This is a genomic window from Moorena sp. SIO3I8 (assembly GCF_010692325.1).
Classification (GTDB): domain Bacteria; phylum Cyanobacteriota; class Cyanobacteriia; order Cyanobacteriales; family Coleofasciculaceae; genus Moorena.
Map to the genome: position 1 here is coordinate 1 of NZ_JAAHHW010000131.1, position 17,647 is coordinate 17,647.

At 44.0% G+C, this 17,647-nt stretch carries 14 protein-coding genes; 6 read left to right on the forward strand and 8 right to left on the reverse strand.

Features of this window, described 5'->3' with window-relative positions; genetic code table 11:
- Nucleotides 1-7 precede the first annotated feature (7 nt).
- A complete protein-coding gene (psbM, locus tag F6K51_RS30365; protein WP_044495836.1) occupies nucleotides 8-121 on the forward strand; it encodes a photosystem II reaction center protein PsbM in 114 nt (37 codons plus the stop codon).
- Between the two features lie 409 nt (nucleotides 122-530).
- On the opposite strand, the gene F6K51_RS30370 is transcribed toward psbM, so the two are convergent.
- The 3 genes from F6K51_RS30370 to F6K51_RS30380 all read right to left on the reverse strand — a co-directional run bounded on the left by F6K51_RS30370 (nucleotide 531) and on the right by F6K51_RS30380 (nucleotide 2,777).
- Complete coding sequence (locus F6K51_RS30370; protein WP_293027468.1) at nucleotides 531-1,373, reverse strand: universal stress protein; 843 nt, start codon at nucleotides 1,371-1,373, stop codon at nucleotides 531-533.
- A 610-nt stretch (nucleotides 1,374-1,983) separates the two neighbouring features.
- Nucleotides 1,984-2,154 carry a 50S ribosomal protein L32 gene (rpmF, locus tag F6K51_RS30375; RefSeq protein ID WP_293027472.1) on the reverse strand — a complete coding sequence of 57 codons (171 nt, stop codon included), beginning with the start codon at nucleotides 2,152-2,154 and terminating at the stop codon, nucleotides 1,984-1,986.
- A gap of 44 nt (nucleotides 2,155-2,198) precedes the next feature.
- Nucleotides 2,199-2,777 carry a hypothetical protein gene (locus tag F6K51_RS30380; RefSeq protein ID WP_293027477.1) on the reverse strand — a complete coding sequence of 193 codons (579 nt, stop codon included), beginning with the start codon at nucleotides 2,775-2,777 and terminating at the stop codon, nucleotides 2,199-2,201.
- 278 nt (nucleotides 2,778-3,055) lie between these two features.
- Here F6K51_RS30380 and F6K51_RS30385 point away from each other — a divergent pair, with 278 nt between their 5' ends.
- Nucleotides 3,056-4,933 (forward strand): caspase family protein, encoded by a 1,878-nt coding sequence (locus tag F6K51_RS30385; RefSeq protein WP_293027480.1) that lies wholly within the window; start codon nucleotides 3,056-3,058, stop codon nucleotides 4,931-4,933.
- A gap of 634 nt (nucleotides 4,934-5,567) precedes the next feature.
- Here F6K51_RS30385 and F6K51_RS30390 read toward each other — a convergent pair.
- On the reverse strand, nucleotides 5,568-6,299 hold the full coding sequence (locus tag F6K51_RS30390; RefSeq protein WP_293027507.1) for a response regulator transcription factor: 732 nt from the start codon (nucleotides 6,297-6,299) through the stop codon (nucleotides 5,568-5,570).
- Nucleotides 6,300-7,303: 1,004 nt separating this feature from the next.
- Between F6K51_RS30390 and F6K51_RS30395 the strand changes: the two genes are divergently transcribed.
- Nucleotides 7,304-10,201, forward strand: coding sequence for an ATP-binding protein (locus tag F6K51_RS30395; protein WP_293027484.1), 2,898 nt, complete (start codon nucleotides 7,304-7,306; stop codon nucleotides 10,199-10,201).
- A gap of 204 nt (nucleotides 10,202-10,405) precedes the next feature.
- Here F6K51_RS30395 and ruvA read toward each other — a convergent pair whose 3' ends face one another.
- Entirely contained in the window at nucleotides 10,406-11,041 is a 636-nt protein-coding gene (ruvA, locus tag F6K51_RS30400) for a Holliday junction branch migration protein RuvA (protein ID WP_293027487.1), read from the reverse strand.
- A 258-nt stretch (nucleotides 11,042-11,299) separates the two neighbouring features.
- Here ruvA and F6K51_RS30405 point away from each other — a divergent pair, with 258 nt between their 5' ends.
- Nucleotides 11,300-11,476 (forward strand): hypothetical protein, encoded by a 177-nt coding sequence (locus tag F6K51_RS30405; RefSeq protein WP_293027491.1) that lies wholly within the window; start codon nucleotides 11,300-11,302, stop codon nucleotides 11,474-11,476.
- Nucleotides 11,477-11,664: 188 nt separating this feature from the next.
- Here the strand turns inward: F6K51_RS30405 and F6K51_RS30410 are convergent, their stop codons facing one another.
- On the reverse strand, nucleotides 11,665-12,420 hold the full coding sequence (locus F6K51_RS30410; RefSeq protein WP_293027494.1) for a sucrose-phosphate phosphatase: 756 nt from the start codon (nucleotides 12,418-12,420) through the stop codon (nucleotides 11,665-11,667).
- Between the two features lie 152 nt (nucleotides 12,421-12,572).
- Between F6K51_RS30410 and F6K51_RS30415 the strand changes: the two genes are divergently transcribed.
- Complete coding sequence (locus F6K51_RS30415) at nucleotides 12,573-13,472, forward strand: MBL fold metallo-hydrolase (protein WP_293027497.1); 900 nt, start codon at nucleotides 12,573-12,575, stop codon at nucleotides 13,470-13,472.
- Between the two features lie 136 nt (nucleotides 13,473-13,608).
- Here F6K51_RS30415 and F6K51_RS30420 read toward each other — a convergent pair whose 3' ends face one another.
- Nucleotides 13,609-14,034: a DUF2780 domain-containing protein gene (locus F6K51_RS30420; protein WP_365940381.1), complete on the reverse strand. Its 426-nt coding sequence runs from the start codon at nucleotides 14,032-14,034 to the stop codon at nucleotides 13,609-13,611.
- A 499-nt stretch (nucleotides 14,035-14,533) separates the two neighbouring features.
- On the opposite strand from F6K51_RS30420, the gene F6K51_RS30425 reads away from it, so the two are divergent.
- Nucleotides 14,534-14,926: a hypothetical protein gene (locus tag F6K51_RS30425; protein WP_364305526.1), complete on the forward strand. Its 393-nt coding sequence runs from the start codon at nucleotides 14,534-14,536 to the stop codon at nucleotides 14,924-14,926.
- 144 nt (nucleotides 14,927-15,070) lie between these two features.
- On the opposite strand, the gene F6K51_RS30430 is transcribed toward F6K51_RS30425, so the two are convergent.
- On the reverse strand, nucleotides 15,071-16,759 hold the full coding sequence (locus F6K51_RS30430; protein ID WP_293027500.1) for an NAD-binding protein: 1,689 nt from the start codon (nucleotides 16,757-16,759) through the stop codon (nucleotides 15,071-15,073).
- Nucleotides 16,760-17,647: the final 888 nt, after the last annotated feature.

Here is a 17,647-nt window from a genome sequence, read left to right on the forward strand (position 1 = left end):
AATAATCATGCAAGTTAACGATCTAGGGTTTGTTGCCAGCATTTTGTTTGTGCTGGTGCCTGCGGTTTTCCTGCTAATTCTTTATATCCAAACCGCGAGCCGTGAAGGCTCAGGAAACTAGTTAGCTGATCTGGTGATAATCCCCACGCCTGTACCAAAAGCCCAAGCATTGCTCCTTAGCCAAAGGTCAGCGTGGGATTCTTCCCAGGATGAAAGTCCAAGGGATTTTTTGTATAACCTTGTATAACGTTGTATAATTAATTTCAATTAAATAACGGTGAAGTTGACTTCTCCCGCCACTAAAGTAGGCGGGATTATCAGCGATTACCGGATTTATGAGTCTAGCTCCCACCACTAAAGTAAGTGAAATCTCAAGTAGGTGGAAGTTTAAATAATTAGTCATTAACCCTTTGTCATTAAACCTTGATCATGAACCCTTTTTAAGCAACATGTAACCAACAAGAGGTTTACTGGCAATACTAATGGCTAATGACTAATGGCTAATGACTAATGGTTAATAACTGACTACTTCAAGTAGTTGTGCGTGATAACAACACTGGGCAATTGGCCTTCACTCTGACGTAGTCTGATAAAGAATTCCCGAGTAATCGATCTAAATCTACTAAACTCTTGGCCATAGAAGGGCGACGGTCAGGAGAACCGAGAATCAGCAAGTCGATGTTCTTGTCTTCTGCTAACTCGCAGATTCCTGGTCCGGGCTTACCGCCACTTAGAACACAACGGTAAGAAACACCAAGCCTTTTCGCTTTTGCTGCTGCCTCTGCGAGAACTGGGTCTGCTTCAGCATTGCTCATCACTTGATCAGGTTTGGCTTCGGGAATGACACGAGCTAGATATAGTTGAACATTCTTCATGTCTCGCACTAGGGATAGAGCCAACTCGAAGGAATTTTGAGCAGCATCAGATTTATCCATTGCGACCATAATCCGTCTGATTTGTTTGACGTAGACATCGTCTTTGACCAACAACATCGGGCGGGAGGACAATTGGAACACATATTGGCTAACGGAGTTTTCCAAAATCGCTTCTAGGCGAGTTAGTCCTCTCGAACCCATAATAATCAGGTCGGTTTCTTCTTCGTCTGCCACTTGGGTAACGATATTTTTAGGGTCTCCCTGTTTGAGTCTGGGCGTGATTCGGCTGGGGTCAACCTTTAAGGATTTGACCGCATCTGCTAAAATCTTACCCCCCTCTTCTAACTTAGCTGACATGGCTTCAGCCGTGACTTGAGGAGGCACCACATGTAGGACTGTGACCGATGCCTGTTGTATGGCAGGAATTTCGGCCAACATGTTGAACATTTCTTCACACAGTCCCCGACCAGCTACAGATATTAAAATTTTTCTTATCATTGGGCAATTTCAATTATTGGTGGAGTTACGAACTTATGCTTGGTTACTGACCATTGAGATTAAAAATTGAGTTGCAAAATTGAGTTGCAAAATTTAACAATTAACCATTCAAAATGTTTGGTAAATTGTCTGGCACTTACTTGAAACTCAACTCAATGGTATTAAGCTGTGATACATCTAATTGGCACAGCCCGACTCATGATTTTCTGTTAATTGTTAACCACCAACAGTTAACGAACAGAAATCAATTTTAGATATGCCAGTTAAATTCCCAGCAACCCGTGACCTCAGATAGTTGTCCGGTAGGGGTTGAGGGTTGGACTTTCCCTGGTATATACTCACCAGGATACTGATAATAGGGCTAGAAAATTTTGAAAATTTATTAACGGCGGTGAGAAGACAGCACTCCTTGATGAGTCATGACTCTCACGCCTAGCTTCAGTATTAGCTTCAGATCTATTAAGCTAGGTAAGTAGCTTGGAGACCCGAAAGTCGTCAGAGGTGTTAGGGCAACAGGGTGTATAGCGCGTTGTCTTCGTGATACCTAACCCACCGGAACCATGGGAAAAATAAGCGATACGCCGTCATCGCCCGGTGGGCAGGAGTAAACCTAGTCTTCGTCTTCTTCTTCCTGTGTTGGATAAACAAAGCTAGAACGCCCACTCAGGACTGCTTTACCGAGAGAGAGGGCTTTTTGTGCTTCCAGATGCGCTTTGCGCTTCCAGTTAGCTTTACGTTTATCCCGTTTGGATTTTGAGGTTTTCTTCTTAGGAACAGCCATAAGTGTAAATTATTTAAATTGTTAGACAGCTTTTCTATCTTATTTCATTGTCTTGTATCTCGGTCTTCTATCTGGTTGTTGGCTGGTGGTGGCTCAGGAGCCTGGTTGTTTGCTGGCGGTGACTCAGGAGCCTGGTTGTTGGCTGGTGGTGGCTCAGGAGCCTGGTTGTTGGCTGGTGGTGGCTCAGGAGCCTGGTTGTTGGCTGGTTCCAGGGACTGTGGCTGACTTTGAGGGGAAAAATCAGGTTCCTCAACTCGCAGTAGGAACTGGGTATTGGGAAAGTAAGTTGCCCAATACTTGGCATCCGGTCGTCTTTTCCAGGATGGACGGCTGACTTCTAACAACAAGACTGGGGCGATTTCTCCTTGATTTTGTCCTAGAATAGTAATCGCTACCTTTGTAGTCAATATGTCACTATCGAAGCTGCGTTGAGCTGCTGCTCTAGCAACTACTTCAGCACGCCGCATAAAGCCTTGGTAAGTTTCGTCAGGCTCACGATTGAGGGTAACATTAATACGAGCTGTCTTGGCTTCCGCGCTTTGGGGAACAATGGCAACTGTAGTCAGCCAACTAACCCCTACTAAGCCGGGCAATACCAATAGCCGGATTAATTTGGACAACATACTATTATATCCTCTGATTAGGCCAAAAAAGGAAAAGATTCATGATGAAGGAAAATCTTGACAGAAACTAGATTTACAAAAACTACTTCAAGAGCCTTGAAAGGTGGACTAGGTTCGATATTGTTATAATTAATTAATTAATAAAGTTAAGCCGTTAGGTTAAGCTTAACAGGGTTGGATTAGAATTTAAGTGTAAGGGTAAACTACAGCAATAGTAATAAAATTAGGCATATATAGGCATAAAATCTACTAGTTTCAGCCACTAGGGTATGGGGTAAATGGCAAATTACGCTGGTATAGCAATTGGCATCAACCGCTATCAGTTCTTACAACCTCTAAACTATGGTCAAGCAGACGCTCAAAGACTACAAGGGTTTTTTGTAGACCAAGCTCATCTGCAACCCACTGAGTTTCTTTTATTAACTGATACTTCACCACCGATTGATGATTTTTTAACCTACCCCAACCGAGAAAATATTTTAAGATGCCTCGACAGGATTCGCCAGAGTCCAGGTTCTCCAGAAAGTTGGCGTTGGTTCTTGTTCAGTGGCTGTGGGGTCAGTTGGGATAAAGTTGACTACCTCATGCCGATTGATGGCAATCCAGATGATATTCCAGGAACAGGTATACCAATAGAATGCCTGTTTTCTTCTCTCAAGACTATGGGGGGCAATAAAATCCTGGTATTGTTAGACATAAACCGCTCACCGGGAATGCCATCTGGTGAACCAGTTGGTGCTGAAACAGTGGAATTAGCCTACAAAATGGATATTTCCCTGATACTTTCTAGTCAACTCAACCAGTTTTCTCACGAAGCGGCGGCTCTAGGGAATGGCTTATTCACCTCAGCACTTCTAGAAGCACTGGGTTACTATCATACTGAGATTACCCTTGAAAATCTTGACGAGTATCTCAGGGAGCGGCTACCGGAGTTGAGCCAACACCATTGGCGACCAGTTCAGATTCCTCTGACGGTAATTCCTTTACAGGAGTATCGACAACAACAAATTTGGCCTGAAGGGGCAAGCTCACCACCAGAAAATCAATGGGCTGACCCAAGCACTGACTCAGAAGCTACCAAGGTAGTTCTTTCTAAAGATGAGAAGAATCTTGAGAGTGAATTTGCCAAAAAACCTTTATCTGTGGTAAAGCTTAATCAAAATAGGTCTTTACCCACTAACACTGACAGCTCAAACCAGGAGTCATCTAACTCAGTAGCTTTAGTTTCTTATTCAGACAGCCAGCCTCAAACTGATACAGAAGAGTTATCGTCATGGCGAGAATGGTTGTTTTGGGGTAGTGGTATAGCTTTGTTGTTAGGACTAGTGAGCTTAACTGTTGTCCGTAACCAGGAAGGCTTGATTAGTCAGCAGGTAATACAAAACAGGAACAATACCACATTAACTACCAAATTACCAGAGACTACCAAGGTCAGTAACTCCCCAGTAACATTACCTGCAGGGTCAACATCCCAGGCAACTCCAGCTCCCTTGCCAAATTCCAAGAGTAAATCCCTGGAAACTAAAGCACAGAAATCGCTGGAACCGAGTGGGATTAAGGCGAATCAAGCAGCTTTGGACGAGGCAAGACAGTTAGTTGAACCGAAGCAGGCATCTGTGTATAGTGATGCGATCGCAATTGCCCGTCAGGTGAAACCTGGGGATCCTCTTTATGATCAGACACAACAATATATCACTAGTTGGAGTCATTCAATTCTGGCTCTAGCCAAGAAACGGGCAAAAAAAAGTGATTTTGAAGGAGCGATAGCAGCTGCCCAACTAGTTCCTAAAGATAACCCTTCTGTTTATGCTTTGGCTAACAATGCTATTAAACAGTGGCAGATTCTATCCCAACAGAAGTCGCAGAATCAACAGATTATCCAAACAGCCATCAAACAAGTGCAACGTAATCAAGCATCTAGTTATAATCGTGCGATCGCAACCCTCCGTAAGATTCCACCGGGTCAACCTAAGTATGCCACAGCACAAGCGTTAATTGCTCAAGCTAGCGATAAGATTTATCTGATTGCTAAGTCCCGTGCATCGCGAGGCAAGTTTCTTTCAGCGATTAACACAGCAAAATTAGTCCCAAAAGATACCCCTTACTATGAGGCTGCCCAAGAAGCGATCGCTAGATGGCAGCAAGGTAGACCTTGATAGTCATTTGGGTTGAAGGTTTAAGGTTGGTTGAAGGTTGAACGCGCACGCGTGGCCTATTGGCCAAGGTTGAAGGTTGAATGTTGCCAGTTACAGGTTGAAGGTTGAACGCGCACGCGTGGCCTTTTGGCCAAGGTTACAGGTTACAGGTTACAGGTTACAGGTTGAAGGTTGAACGCGCACGCGTGGCCTTTTGGCCAAGGTTACAGGTTGCCAGTTACAGGGTAAGCATTCAGCCGTCAGCCGTCAGCCGTGAGCCATTCGCGTAGCGTGGCCATTCGCTTAGCGTGGCCTTTGGCCAAGGCTAATGGCTGATAGCTGATAGCTGATAGCTGAGTGCTTAGGTTACAGGTTGCCAATTATACATCCGGCTTTGAGTTGTTAAGGCTCTAATGTTCAACCTACCCTACACCGGACCCCTAGGGCGAACAACCTTGAACCTTCAACCTTGAACCTTCAACCTTGAACCTTCAACCTTCAACCTTCAACCTTGAACCTTCAACCTTGAACCTTCAACCTTGAACCTTCAACCTTGAACCTTCAACCTTGAACCTTGGCCTATTGGCCACGCGTGCGCGTTCAACCTTCAACCAACTAACCTTATAACTGTAAAAAGTTACTTTATGGTATAATCTTAAATAACTAAGCCAGAGCGGAGGGCACGGACAGCTGCTTGGGTACGGTCATCCGCACAGAGTTTATTCAAGATATTTCGGACATGAGTTTTGACAGTTCCCACAGTGATATATAACCTTTCGGCAATCACAGCATTGCTGCAACCTTCTACAATCAACTGCAAAACCTCTAATTCCCTTTCCGTTAAAGGATAAGCTTCAATCATTTGATTGTATTCATTGGGAGCAGCATGGATAGCTATCGTTTCACTAGCTTCAGTAGGCTGAGTGTCTTTGCTTGGTTTGATCTGCTCAAGTACAATCCTGGCAATGGCTGGATCAATCCAAGCATTACCTTCATAGGTCACTTTCAGAGCTTCTAGCAATTGATCAAAGGTGATATTTTTCATGCAGTAAGAGTCGGCACCAGCGGCGAAAGCGGCTAGTACGGCTTCTTCATCATCCTGCAAGGTCAGTACCATAATTTTGGTGGGAAAATCATCCTGTTTAGAATCATCCTGTTTTGCTTGAAACTCTTTGAATTGTCTAGTTAATTCAGTTCCATCCATGTCAGGAAGACCAATATCGACAATCCCGATATCTGGTCTAGATTCCGCGAGTAACTTTAGTCCTTCAGTGGCATTGGCCGCTTCGCCCACCAATTCAATTTCACCACTTTGTTGGAGGGCTGTTCGCAGACCCATCCGAGTCAGATCATGGTCTTCAATGAGAGCCACACGAATTTTACCCATCATTAACGTCTAGGGGGGTGAGATTTATAGTTTATTGATTTTTAGAGTAAATTTGTAAAGTTTTGGTAAAAATCATCATGATCTCCACCTATTGGTAGTTGTAGATATTTATGACTTTGGGATAGAGTTTCCAAAAGACCATCTCTTGGCAACGATCACTTAAAGTGAGCTGGAATGAAAGCATTTGTCAAAAACGATTACGCTATCAGATATAAAGTTATTGAGAATTTACAGGAGGTGCGACCCGTGGCGAATTTAATTCGCCAAGTAAGAGCGCACCTATGGGTAGTTACTTATTATAATCTTTACACTCTATGAGTATAAGGGGTTAGTCGTGCCAAAACTAATTGTCATAGGGGTTGGCAGGATTTCCCATTCCAACGGTTAGAGGAGATTCTCAACAGGATTGACATCCGATCGGCTTATTGAGTAACTAAGGTAGTCTCACCAGAACGAAATGACCAATTCCGCTAAATCCTACTCTTTATGCTCATCTGCGGATCGTCCCATGCTCCCTCATCCAACAGCAGGATACAATAGGGAGTAAAACCCCCTAAAAAATCTATCTAAGGGAGTTTGTTTCTCAGGAAATACCACTGGAAAATTAGCATGGGTTCATTCCCTAGATGGGTGAGATTACTAATCAAGGGAGTTTTTATACAAGTATACTCATACCTAGTCGATTCTCATCGATTTGGCAAATGTTTCGGTGATACTACACAACCGTGGGATGTCCTGTACCTAGTCAGATCGGTATTTTTACTGAAGCTCTCCTACTAGTACCGAGGTAAGGTAGAAGCCTACAATCTAAAGCGACGTGGAGAGATTGTAAAGTCCGTAAGGTTGACTAAATTTGAGCAATACTTCAACTGAAACAATAGAGTCGGCTCAATATAATTCCTTAGCCTCCTCAGGTGTCGGTTGTCAGTCAAGAACTGCTACTACCCACTATCCACTAATCATTATTAGCCAATAACCAATGACAACAGCTCAACCGCTAAATCATGGACGAGATTATCAGACTACTGATCGTAGAGGATGATGAAGTTAACTGCAAAGCCATAATTAAAGCTCTTAACAGAGGGGGTATACCCGTAAAAATAGCTGTTGCAGTTGACAGCAAAAGCGCTAGGTCGATCATCGCATCACGCTGCGCTAACTCTACCCTGACCCAAGCGAGTTTGGACTGCATTCTATTAGACTATAACTTACCGGATGGGGACGGATTGACTCTGGTTAAAGAAATCCGTGATGCTGGGATTGAAGTCCCTGTGATTGTGTTGAGTGACCAGGGGAACGAGCAAATTAATGAGCAAATTGCGGTTGAGCTGATGAAATCTGGAGCATCGGACTATCTGACCAAAAGCCAAATCTCACCAGAAAATCTCTTACGTAGCCTCTCTAATGCAGTTCGCCTCTACCGCGCAGAACGGGAAGCAGCTGTAGCTCATCAGCGGCTGAAAGAAAGCGAAGAACGCTACCGCTTGGTGCTAGAAGGTTCCAAGAACGGGATCTGGGACTGGAACCTGATCACTAAACAACTGTATTGTAATGACCGCTTCTATGAAATTACTGGCTTGTCCCCTGAACAGATAGGGAAGTACCACCATAACTTTTCTCCTGATCTCTTATTTAAGTTACTAAATTCCTCAGATCTACTCAAAGTTACTAAGGCGGTGGCTAGTTACCAACAAGATTATCTTGAACTGGATGTAGAATTTCACCTACCCTGTGCTTTTGGAGAAGATCGCTACTGTACTGCTCGTGGCAAAGCCCAGTTGAATGATCAAGGAGTACCATTCCGGATGTCTGGTGTAATTACTGATATTACTCAGCAGAAGCGAGCAGAAGAATCCCAGCGATTTCTGGCGGAGGCTTCTGCTGTACTTTCAGCTTCCCTCGATTACCAGACTACATTGGACAATCTAGTGCAGCTGGTAATCCCTCGCTTTGCTGATTGGTGTGCCATTGATGTAGTATCGGGAGTTGATAGCTATGATACTCCCCAGTCTTACCAGCGTCTTGCGGTTGCCCATGTTAACCCAGAGCAAGAGGAGTTGATTTGGAAACTGCACCGTTGCTACCCTCCCCAGGGGGATGAAGAGTATGGCAATGGCAAGGTTTTACGTACAGGTTGTACGGATACCTATTTTGAGGTTTCTGATCAATTCCTAAGAGCTGCTGCTGAGGATCCTGACCATCTCAGGATGTTACAGGCATTGAAAATTAAGTGTTACATTTGTGTACCTTTACGAATGGGTTCACAAATCTTGGGCTCAATTTGGTTTGTCAGGAGTGACTCAGGTCGCCGCTACAATGAGATCGATGTGAAGTTGGCTGAGGATTTAGCTAGTCGCGCTGCCCTAGCCACTGAAAATGCGCGCTTATACCGAGAGGCAAACCAGGCGAGTGATGATCTCAGGCAGGTAATTACGATTCTCAATGAACAGCAACAGCAATTGAGAACCCTACACCAGTTGACTAATCTCCTCAATCAACGACTGACTAACCTTCCAAATCTGTTGCAAGAGATCGTATCGGAGGTAGCTAAAGCGATTGCTGGGGTTGAATTTTGTTTCATCATTCTCAATAATTCCCTCGGTAACCCTGAAGTATTAAGGGTTACCGAGGGAATTCATACACAAAAGTTCCACTGGGAAGACATCTTGCCCCTTGAGCAAGGGTTACTATCTCAAGTCTTTTTAACTGGCAAATCTCAGTTAATTCATCGCAAGGGTTGGGATGCGCGGCATCCGGAAGAGGAAGTACCTACAGCTATTTACGCTGTGGCGATTGAGTCTGTGCAAGCAGGACGCTTGGGAGTACTAGGTATTGGCAATTGGGAAGACCCAGAGGGATTAGACCAATCAGGTCGGAATCTGCTAGGAGCAGTGGGTGAACAAGCTGCGATCGCAATTGATAATGCTCGCATGATTAATGAACAAGCTGCGATCGCAATTGATAATGCTCACATGATTAAAGCCTTAGAGGAGCAAGAAGCGCGTTTAGAGTTTCAGAACACTATGCTGGCTCGGCAGAATCGAGAACTGGAAATCAGAGATGCATCCCTCAAGCTACAGAACCTGCAATTGTTGGAAGCAGCACGGTTGAAATCCCAGTTTGTTTCGACAATATCCCATGAGTTACGGACTCCCATGAATGCCATTATTGGTTTTTCCCAGGTCCTATTGCGTCAGCGTCAGGGCTCCTTGACCCACCAACAAGCAGATATAATCGATCGCATTGTGAATAATGCTCAACATCTACTGACTCTGATTAAGGATATGATTGACCTGTCCAAAATTGAGGCAGTTTGTCTGGAGTTAACCTTGGAAAGTTTGCATTTGGACAGGTTGATTAAAGAAACTATCAATGAATTCCGTTGCCTAGCTGCTCAGAAGGATTTAGGGTTGTATATCCAAACCAATTTACAAAATCCCATGGTAATCAATGATAGCCTCCGCCTGCGGCAGATTTTGGTCAATCTGGTTTCCAATGCGATTAAGTTTACCGAAATTGGCAGGGTAGAGGTGGTAGTCAAGGAAATTTCCACCGACTGGCTGATGCTCACTGTTAGGGATACGGGAATTGGAATTGCCCAAGATGACTTAGAGCATATTTTTGAGGAGTTCCAACAAATTGATCAAACCACAACTCGCAAGTACTCGGGTACCGGCTTAGGACTGGCAATTACAGAATCTTTAGTCAAGTTGATGCAAGGAACGATTACGGTAGAGAGTAAGGTGGGTAAGGGGTCTACCTTCCATGTCAAGTTTCCTAGACGAGTAAAAGCTTCTACTGGCGATTGTCTTGATTGCGATCTACCAAAATCTAAAACCCTAGCTTGTTCTTTTTTGCCCCAGACTCTTAAAGGATTTCGTGCTCGAAGGGTAATTTATTAGGTTGCAGGTTGCAGGTTGCAGGTTGCAGGTTGCAGGTTTCAGGTTTCAGGTTTCGGTTAGATTATAGCGGTTCTGTTGTGGGATGAGGTAAACCCAAATTTCTTCAACCTCCTCCCCCTATTCCCACTCTCCCCCTAGTAGCGCTGATCCAGATGTACCTCACTCGTGGAACCGCTATATTTATAGATGCGATCAGGAACATGATCAGCGACTCAACCAAGCGATCGCTTCTCGAATCCAATCTTCCGCATTCTTACTTTTAGCGACCTGAGGATCCTCACTGATAGCATGGAGTGCTTGAGCGATTTCATCATTTTCATATCCCAAAGCTAACAAGGTCATCTCCACATCTTCCTGAATTCCTGGTGAGAGTCCATTAGCAGATAGTGGGGACTCTACCTCTGATACCTTATGCCATTGAGCCAACTTCGTTTTCAGTTCTAGAGCAATGCGTTCAGCGGTTTTGCTACCCACACCAGGGGTTTTGGATAAGGCACGAATATTACCTGTGACAATCGCTTGGACTAAATTAGGTAATCCCAAGGTGTCCAGTAGTGCGATCGCTAATTGAGCACCAATACCGTTGACACTAACTAACTGACGAAACAAATCCCGCTCAGCGGCTGAAGCAAAACCGTATAGCACCTGTTGCTCCTCCCGGATTTGCAAATGGGTGAAGATTTGCACGGTTTTTTCCGATAAAGCTACGGGCAACTCCTGGGACAAACGGCGAGTGATTTGTATTTCATACCCAATGTAGTTGACATCTAGAATCAGAGTTACGCGATTACCAGTGCTTTTTTGAATGCTAGCTACTGTCCCCTTGAGATAGCTGATCATTAGTTGAAGGTTGAAGGTTGAAGGTTGGTTGAAGGTTGAAGGTTAGTTGGTTGAAGGTTGGTTGAAGGTTGGTTGAAGGTTGGTTAAACGTTGTTCGCGTAGCGTGGCCAATAGGCCAAGGTTTAAGGTTGGTTAAACGTTGTTCGCGTAGCGTGGCCTATTGGCCAAGGTTTAAGGTTGGTTAAACGTTGTTCGCGTAGCGTGGCCTATTGGCCAAGGTTTAAGGTTGGTTAAACGTTGTTCGCGTAGCGTGGCCTATTGGCCAAGATTGTTCGCGTAGCGTGGCCTATTGGCCAAGGTTTAAGGTTTAAGGTGATTTGGTTGTTCGCCTTTGGCGTCCGAAGTAGGGGAGGTTATTTGGTTGTTCGCGTAGCGTGGCCTATTGGCCAAGGTTGGTTTAAGGTTGTACTCCACCACGAAAATAGTGAAGGATAGTTGAGAGCATAACCTGCAACTTACCAACCTGCAACTTGTAACTTGATTAATCTGCAACCTACCAACCTGCAAGTTGTTAACTCGATTAACCTGCAACTTGTAACTCGATTAACCTGCAACCTACCAACCTGCAACTTGTAACTCTAACAACCAGCAACTTGTAACTACTTCTTAATTATTGGCGACCATTACTGACACAAAAAGCTAAAATAATTCAAACCTTCTAGTATACCACCTGCACAGTTAGCTTGAGCCATGTAATGGTAATCCGCTGAGTTGTTTTCGTACCACTCCCGAAGTTCTGGTCGGGCGTTACCCACTATAATTCCTCGGGAAAAGCCAACGCTAAATAAGGCAATGTCATTTCCTGAGTCGCCACAAACCACTGTCCGTTCCGGCTCAATTCCCCACTGTTGTCGTAAAAATTCTACCGCTAGACCTTTATCGCTATTGCTGGGTAGAATGTCTAAGTCTTTCCCACCACTATAGATCAACTTGAAATTAAGACCCGTTGCCTGAAGCTGAGATTCCAGTTGAGGTAGCACCGTCAAAGCTGCTTCTTCCGTCAGGTGATAGCTGACTTTAAAGGGACGTTGTTCTGATTCTACTTGGGGAATTAAGTCAGGATATTGAGCAGCCGTTTCCACAATCATGTCCCGATCCCAGCCTTGAGATAACTTGGACGACCAGTCTGGATTGGGCGTATCTTGGCCATCATTATCATAAATTTCTGTACCCACAGAGGTGATCAGAGCATCTGGATCAAGAAGTGGCTTCTCGGCTTTCAGCTCGTGGTAGGAACTATGGGATCGCCCTGTAGCATAAACGATTCTTGTACCATGTTCTTGGCGATGCTGACTTAGTAGAGGGTTCAGTTTAAGCAGAGCCTGATCATCCCCTACTAAAGTATTGTCAAGGTCAGTTACAAACAGAAATTTAGTCACGATAGGATTAGGGTTGGTAATCTCGCCAAATGCTTAGAGTTTGGCTATTGCCTTATTGTCCTACATGGGTGTAACTGAAAAATGCCCTTTCGCTACAATTGATTTAGCTATCTGGCCTGGTACTAAGCGCAATCCCTATGACATAGACAGTTATGGCTCATCTCAACCAACGCCGCCCTCAAAATATTAGTGGTGACTTTTACGTCGATAGCACCTGTATTGATTGTGATACCTGCCGTTGGATGACTCCGGAAGTGTTTCATCGTGCTGATCAGCAGTCTGCAGTTTATCATCAACCTGCTAATGATACAGAACGCTTGAGAGCTCTTCAAGCCCTATTATCTTGTCCCACCTCTTCTATTGGTACTGTTGAGAAACCTATAGAGATTAAAGACGTTCAGCAGAGTTTCCCGATCCCAGTTGCAGACAATGTCTACCATTGCGGGTACCATTCTGAAAACTCCTACGGTGCCGCTAGCTACCTTATCCAACGCCCCCAAGGCAATATTTTAATCGATTCTCCCCGCTTTACACCGCCACTGGTCAAAGGTCTAGAGGCAATGGGTGGGATTCGTTACATGTACCTGACCCATCGGGATGATGTGGCAGATCATCACAAATACAGACAGCATTTCCAGTGCGATGTTCCTTCGGAACCGCGTTGCGAACGCATTTTGCATAGAGATGACATTACCACTGATACCCGTGATGTGGAAATTCAGCTCACTAGTTCCGAGTCTTATCTGTTAGACAAGGACTTGTTGATTATCCCAGTTCCTGGTCACACCAAAGGTCACACTGTTCTACTGTACAATAACAAATTTCTCTTCAGCGGTGACCATCTTGCTTGGTCTGATCAACTTCAGCAACTGATTGCCTTTCGTCGCCACTGCTGGTACTCCTGGGAGGAATTAATCAAGTCAATGGAGAAATTAACCAACTACTCCTTTGAGTGGGTATTACCAGGACATGGACGCCGGTATCATACTGATGCTCAGACTATGCAAGATCAGCTGAACCAGTGTCTTGTCTGGATGAAGCATAAAGGATGAAGCATCAAGGATGAAATTAAGTAACCACCTAAAATCTTCCCCCTGATCTCCTTGATGCTCCTACTTTGGTAAAACATACCCAAGTCTTGGGTTGATCCCTCATTACGATCACATTTCAGCCATCCAATCAATTGTTCTAGCTCAACACTTTTGCCAAAAGGTTTTTGATCTCGTCCCCACCTTGGCTTTGAACGAAAGAGAGGACAATCGGTAGAAATTTGGAAATCATCCCACTATCCATTTCTAGTTGATCAAAACCTCCTGCCAGGGTAGCTAGAGTGCCTAATTGTCCAACGCCACCACCCATTGATGCCGCTAATCCTCCCAAGGCTCCCATCATGCCACCACTTTTTGGTGCTGCTTGGAGCAAATCATTTATCCCTGGAATATATTGCGCTACTTGGGCAAAACTCTCATCTCCCAGCTTGTCCTTTGCCAGTTGGAAAATAAGTCCAGCTCCGCCTTGGGCTTGATTTTCTTGCACTCCCAGGTTTTCGGTTAACAGTTGAATTAGTTCCATAGATGCTCTCTTATTCGATTGCGATATCGTTGCCGCCTTAATTTAACATCCGATCGCAAAAATACTTATTTATTTACATTTTTTTAACATAGTTATCTATCACTATTTAGATTTTATCTTTTTTAACACAACCCATAACATTTATACACAACTAGTAACTTAGAGCAGTAAGTTCATTTTTGGGCTATAAGCTAGCTGAATTTAAGGGTTAAGGAAATTAACAAAAAATTAATCATTAATCTATAGCAATCCGATCGGATTCGTGAACAGTAACAGGTTTTACTCAGGATTCAGGAACGATCCGACTCAGGGCGATTTTCAATAAAAAATTGCTAGATTACATTTGTTAGATTACATTTGATTACAGGAAACCGCTGCAATCTTAACTAAATTACTAAAAAATCTAAAGTATTGATAATATAAATAAAATATCGCGCTTAAGCTGAATAATTGTTTTCCAAGTTACGTAAAATGAAATCCAGAGGTGCGACCCGTGGCGAATTTAATAATTAGATGCGGAAAGCGCACCTAATAAAAAACTTTGACCTATCTGGAGGTTTCTATGGTCAGCTACGCATCACCAATGGGAATGGGAGTTAAGTTAACAGCTAACCCAGGGGATAGAATTGCCACTGAACCCCAAACTATTGAGGAAAAAGCGAAGCAGGTTGCTGTGGATACGATTGATATTACAGGGGATCACATCAAAGTTCCCACTTACTTCGTAGTGAAATACCCTGATGGTGACACCAAGGCACTACACCATGTCAAGGATGCTGAAGCAATTTCCGATCTGATTCGGCAGATGCAACTGCAGCAAGAAGAGTGGCCTCAAGAATCAGAGGAAGTTAAACATTGGTTGAACCTACCTGGCATCCTTGTAATATTGGCTGGTTTCTTAATGACTTCCATTGTCCTAGTTGGTATTTTCTAGCTGCGCTAATCCTGCACGAGTAATCATGAATAATGAGTGATGAATGATGAACCTTAGACTATAGCTAGGGCTGTATCATTCATCCTTCATTGTTGATCATGTTCAGATTAGATGCCATTAGATGCCATGGGTTCCATTTGTCACTCACCTCAGCATCATTTGAGGTGGTGTTGTGCGCCACAATTGCTCTAAACCAACTGCTGGCATAGTTAGATACAAAAGATCACCAGCGGCTAGGTTAATTTCCAATAAATCCCAGCCATGAATCGTTTGATACTTAGTTTCTAGATACAGTGGTACAAAGTCAGCGGACCTGGCAGCATCTTTAACACGGCGTCCACAGAAGGGATGCTCGGTGGTAATCTTAGTTGCTAAGGCAACCCAAAGCGTATCACCAATCATACCATTGCCTAACACTTGTCCACCTAATGCCGCAGCTGCAAAAGAAGGAGTGGCTAATTCTGTGGGAGACAATACTGCTTCAAATTCAAACACTTGCTGTACCATGTGGGAAAAGTGGGGGTCTTGATTCCGGACAACCACTGACAATTTCGAAGCTAGACTTTTGGCACTTAGAGCAATTTCTAAATTGGCAGTATCATCACTAGTAACTGCTAAGAGGGCTTCTGCTCGTTGGATGTGTGCTGCTGTGAGTGTAGCAGGTAAACTGGCATCTCCGTGAATGACTGCAATACCAAGAGAACGAACAATGTTCAGGAAACGATTGTTGGGGTTACTTTCAATGACCACCAATTCATGGCCTTGGGCATGAAGTTGGTAGAGGATTTGGACTCCTACATTTCCCAGTCCACATACAACGTAGTGATTTCTGTAGGGAACTCTCGCAGCATCCCAAAACTGTTTGAGTCGGGTACCTAAGACAAAATCGTTTAGTAGAGCATAGCAAATCCCAATCACACCAGCCCCTACTAACATCATCACAGCAGTAAATACCTTAATAGTGTCCGGGGACTTTTCTGCTACTTCTTCTTGACCACCAGCACCCGTAATCATACCCACAGAAAAATATAGAGCATCAACAATAGAGGTTTCTAAGTTGACACACACATAAGTCAATGTGGCTGTAAAAATTATCAGGAGTAGGAAAAGGGTCACTACTAACATTGGTTGAGCATGATGCTGAAACTGTTGTAAGTTTGTGAAAACTTTCAGCAGTTTCTGTAGCCAGGATTGGCGTTTAGGACGAAACCGAGGCTGAGTACCAATAATTAAGCGATCGCCAGGTTGTAACTGTTTGCCCTGAGCTACTGCGGAAACTAGATCTAAATTCGAGTCCATCGGTAGGTAGTAGATCAACATTCGCCTACGCTCATCCCACAGGTCACTCAACTGTGTTCCCATCCAAGGGTGGCTTTCGGTGATAATTTCTTCGTGTATCGGCCAGGTTTGATTGTGTAGCTTGAGTTGCCCAATGGCTCGATTCCCCATTGCTGCGAAGGCAAATACCGGTGCTGCTAGAGAAGAAACACTCATGCTGACATGATCGGGTAGGGTCTGATCTAAACGAGTACCTAGGCTGCTATTAAACAATCGGTTAACGATCCGAATCCGTGGATTAATCACTCGTGCCTGAGTCAGGATTGCCAGATTGAGAGCATCGTCATTACAGGCCAGAACCAGGGTTTGGGCATGTTCGAGTCCAGCTGCAAGTAGGGTAGAAACAGCCCGCAAGTCTCCAATAATAATATTGTTTTCGTCACCAGGCATTATTCTGTTGCTGATGCCAACAACAGCTACTCCCTGCTGCTTCAGTAAGCGGAATATTTTGTATCCAGTGCGACCCAAGCCACAGATAATGATGCGGGGTTTCATGTGTCAACCTTGTTGACCGAAATAATTGTTGTCGTTTTGCATCTAGCTAAGTGTTCTTTTACAATTCTTATCCAAGATAGCTCAAAGAATTGTAGCGGAAGACACTGCTGCTGGGAAAGAAAGGGTAAAATCTCGCCCCGTAAGCGATTGAGGTAAGCTCGAAATACCGATTAACCTTATCCCCTGCTCCTCTGCGTGCCTGCTTCGCAAGCCGATTCAATATATAAATTAAAATAAAATCAATAAATTAGATATATAAATTAGATGATGTAGATGCCTCACAGCTTATCACTCCCTCGACCCGTCACCCCCTGATCACTTCATCTTCACAAGGAACTGGCTATAAATATCTATCAAGGTTTACTAGAAATGGGGCAGCCTCTCAATGGCTGGAAGCCTGTATTGACTTGATAGGGCAACCTCCTGCTCGTATATGAACTCGCTGTAGTCAGCTAGATTGTCCAGCCCCAGAAAGTTGAGGATGATCTCAGCTGCTAGCCAAATTGTTATTCTAACCAATAACTGCCGCCATCGTATTATCATTGCATCAGACCTCCTGAGTATAGGTGAGGGAGGTTAGGTTTATAGTTGTAATAGTCTGTTCAATTAAGTTATCAGCCTCAATTTTGTTTTTTATGCGCGCCGTATGCAGCAATTCCGTCCCGGTGCGCTTACAGTCGTCGAATTAAATTCGCCGACTGTAAGCGCACCGCTTGGTGAACGTTTCAATTCAAACTTGACAGGGCTCTAGCCGCAATGTTTAAGCAGGTGCACAAAATTAATTACCTATTTTTGACATAATAATCTATAATTAGATAAAATCACTGAAAATGGGTATTTATATGAGATTCATTAGAGAATTAAATACCGAAACTAAAAAACTGTTGG

What these genes read in the sequence shown, in the direction of transcription:
- psbM (WP_044495836.1), top strand. Translation starts at nt 8, where the DNA reads ATGCAAGTTAACGATCTAGGGTTTGTTGCCAGCATTTTGTTTGTGCTG.
- F6K51_RS30370 (WP_293027468.1), bottom strand. Translation starts at nt 1,373, where the DNA reads ATGATAAGAAAAATTTTAATATCTGTAGCTGGTCGGGGACTGTGTGAA.
- rpmF (WP_293027472.1), bottom strand. Translation starts at nt 2,154, where the DNA reads ATGGCTGTTCCTAAGAAGAAAACCTCAAAATCCAAACGGGATAAACGT.
- F6K51_RS30380 (WP_293027477.1), bottom strand. Translation starts at nt 2,777, where the DNA reads ATGTTGTCCAAATTAATCCGGCTATTGGTATTGCCCGGCTTAGTAGGG.
- F6K51_RS30385 (WP_293027480.1), top strand. Translation starts at nt 3,056, where the DNA reads ATGGCAAATTACGCTGGTATAGCAATTGGCATCAACCGCTATCAGTTC.
- F6K51_RS30390 (WP_293027507.1), bottom strand. Translation starts at nt 6,299, where the DNA reads ATGGGTAAAATTCGTGTGGCTCTCATTGAAGACCATGATCTGACTCGG.
- F6K51_RS30395 (WP_293027484.1), top strand. Translation starts at nt 7,304, where the DNA reads ATGGACGAGATTATCAGACTACTGATCGTAGAGGATGATGAAGTTAAC.
- ruvA (WP_293027487.1), bottom strand. Translation starts at nt 11,041, where the DNA reads ATGATCAGCTATCTCAAGGGGACAGTAGCTAGCATTCAAAAAAGCACT.
- F6K51_RS30415 (WP_293027497.1), top strand. Translation starts at nt 12,573, where the DNA reads ATGGCTCATCTCAACCAACGCCGCCCTCAAAATATTAGTGGTGACTTT.
- F6K51_RS30430 (WP_293027500.1), bottom strand. Translation starts at nt 16,759, where the DNA reads ATGAAACCCCGCATCATTATCTGTGGCTTGGGTCGCACTGGATACAAA.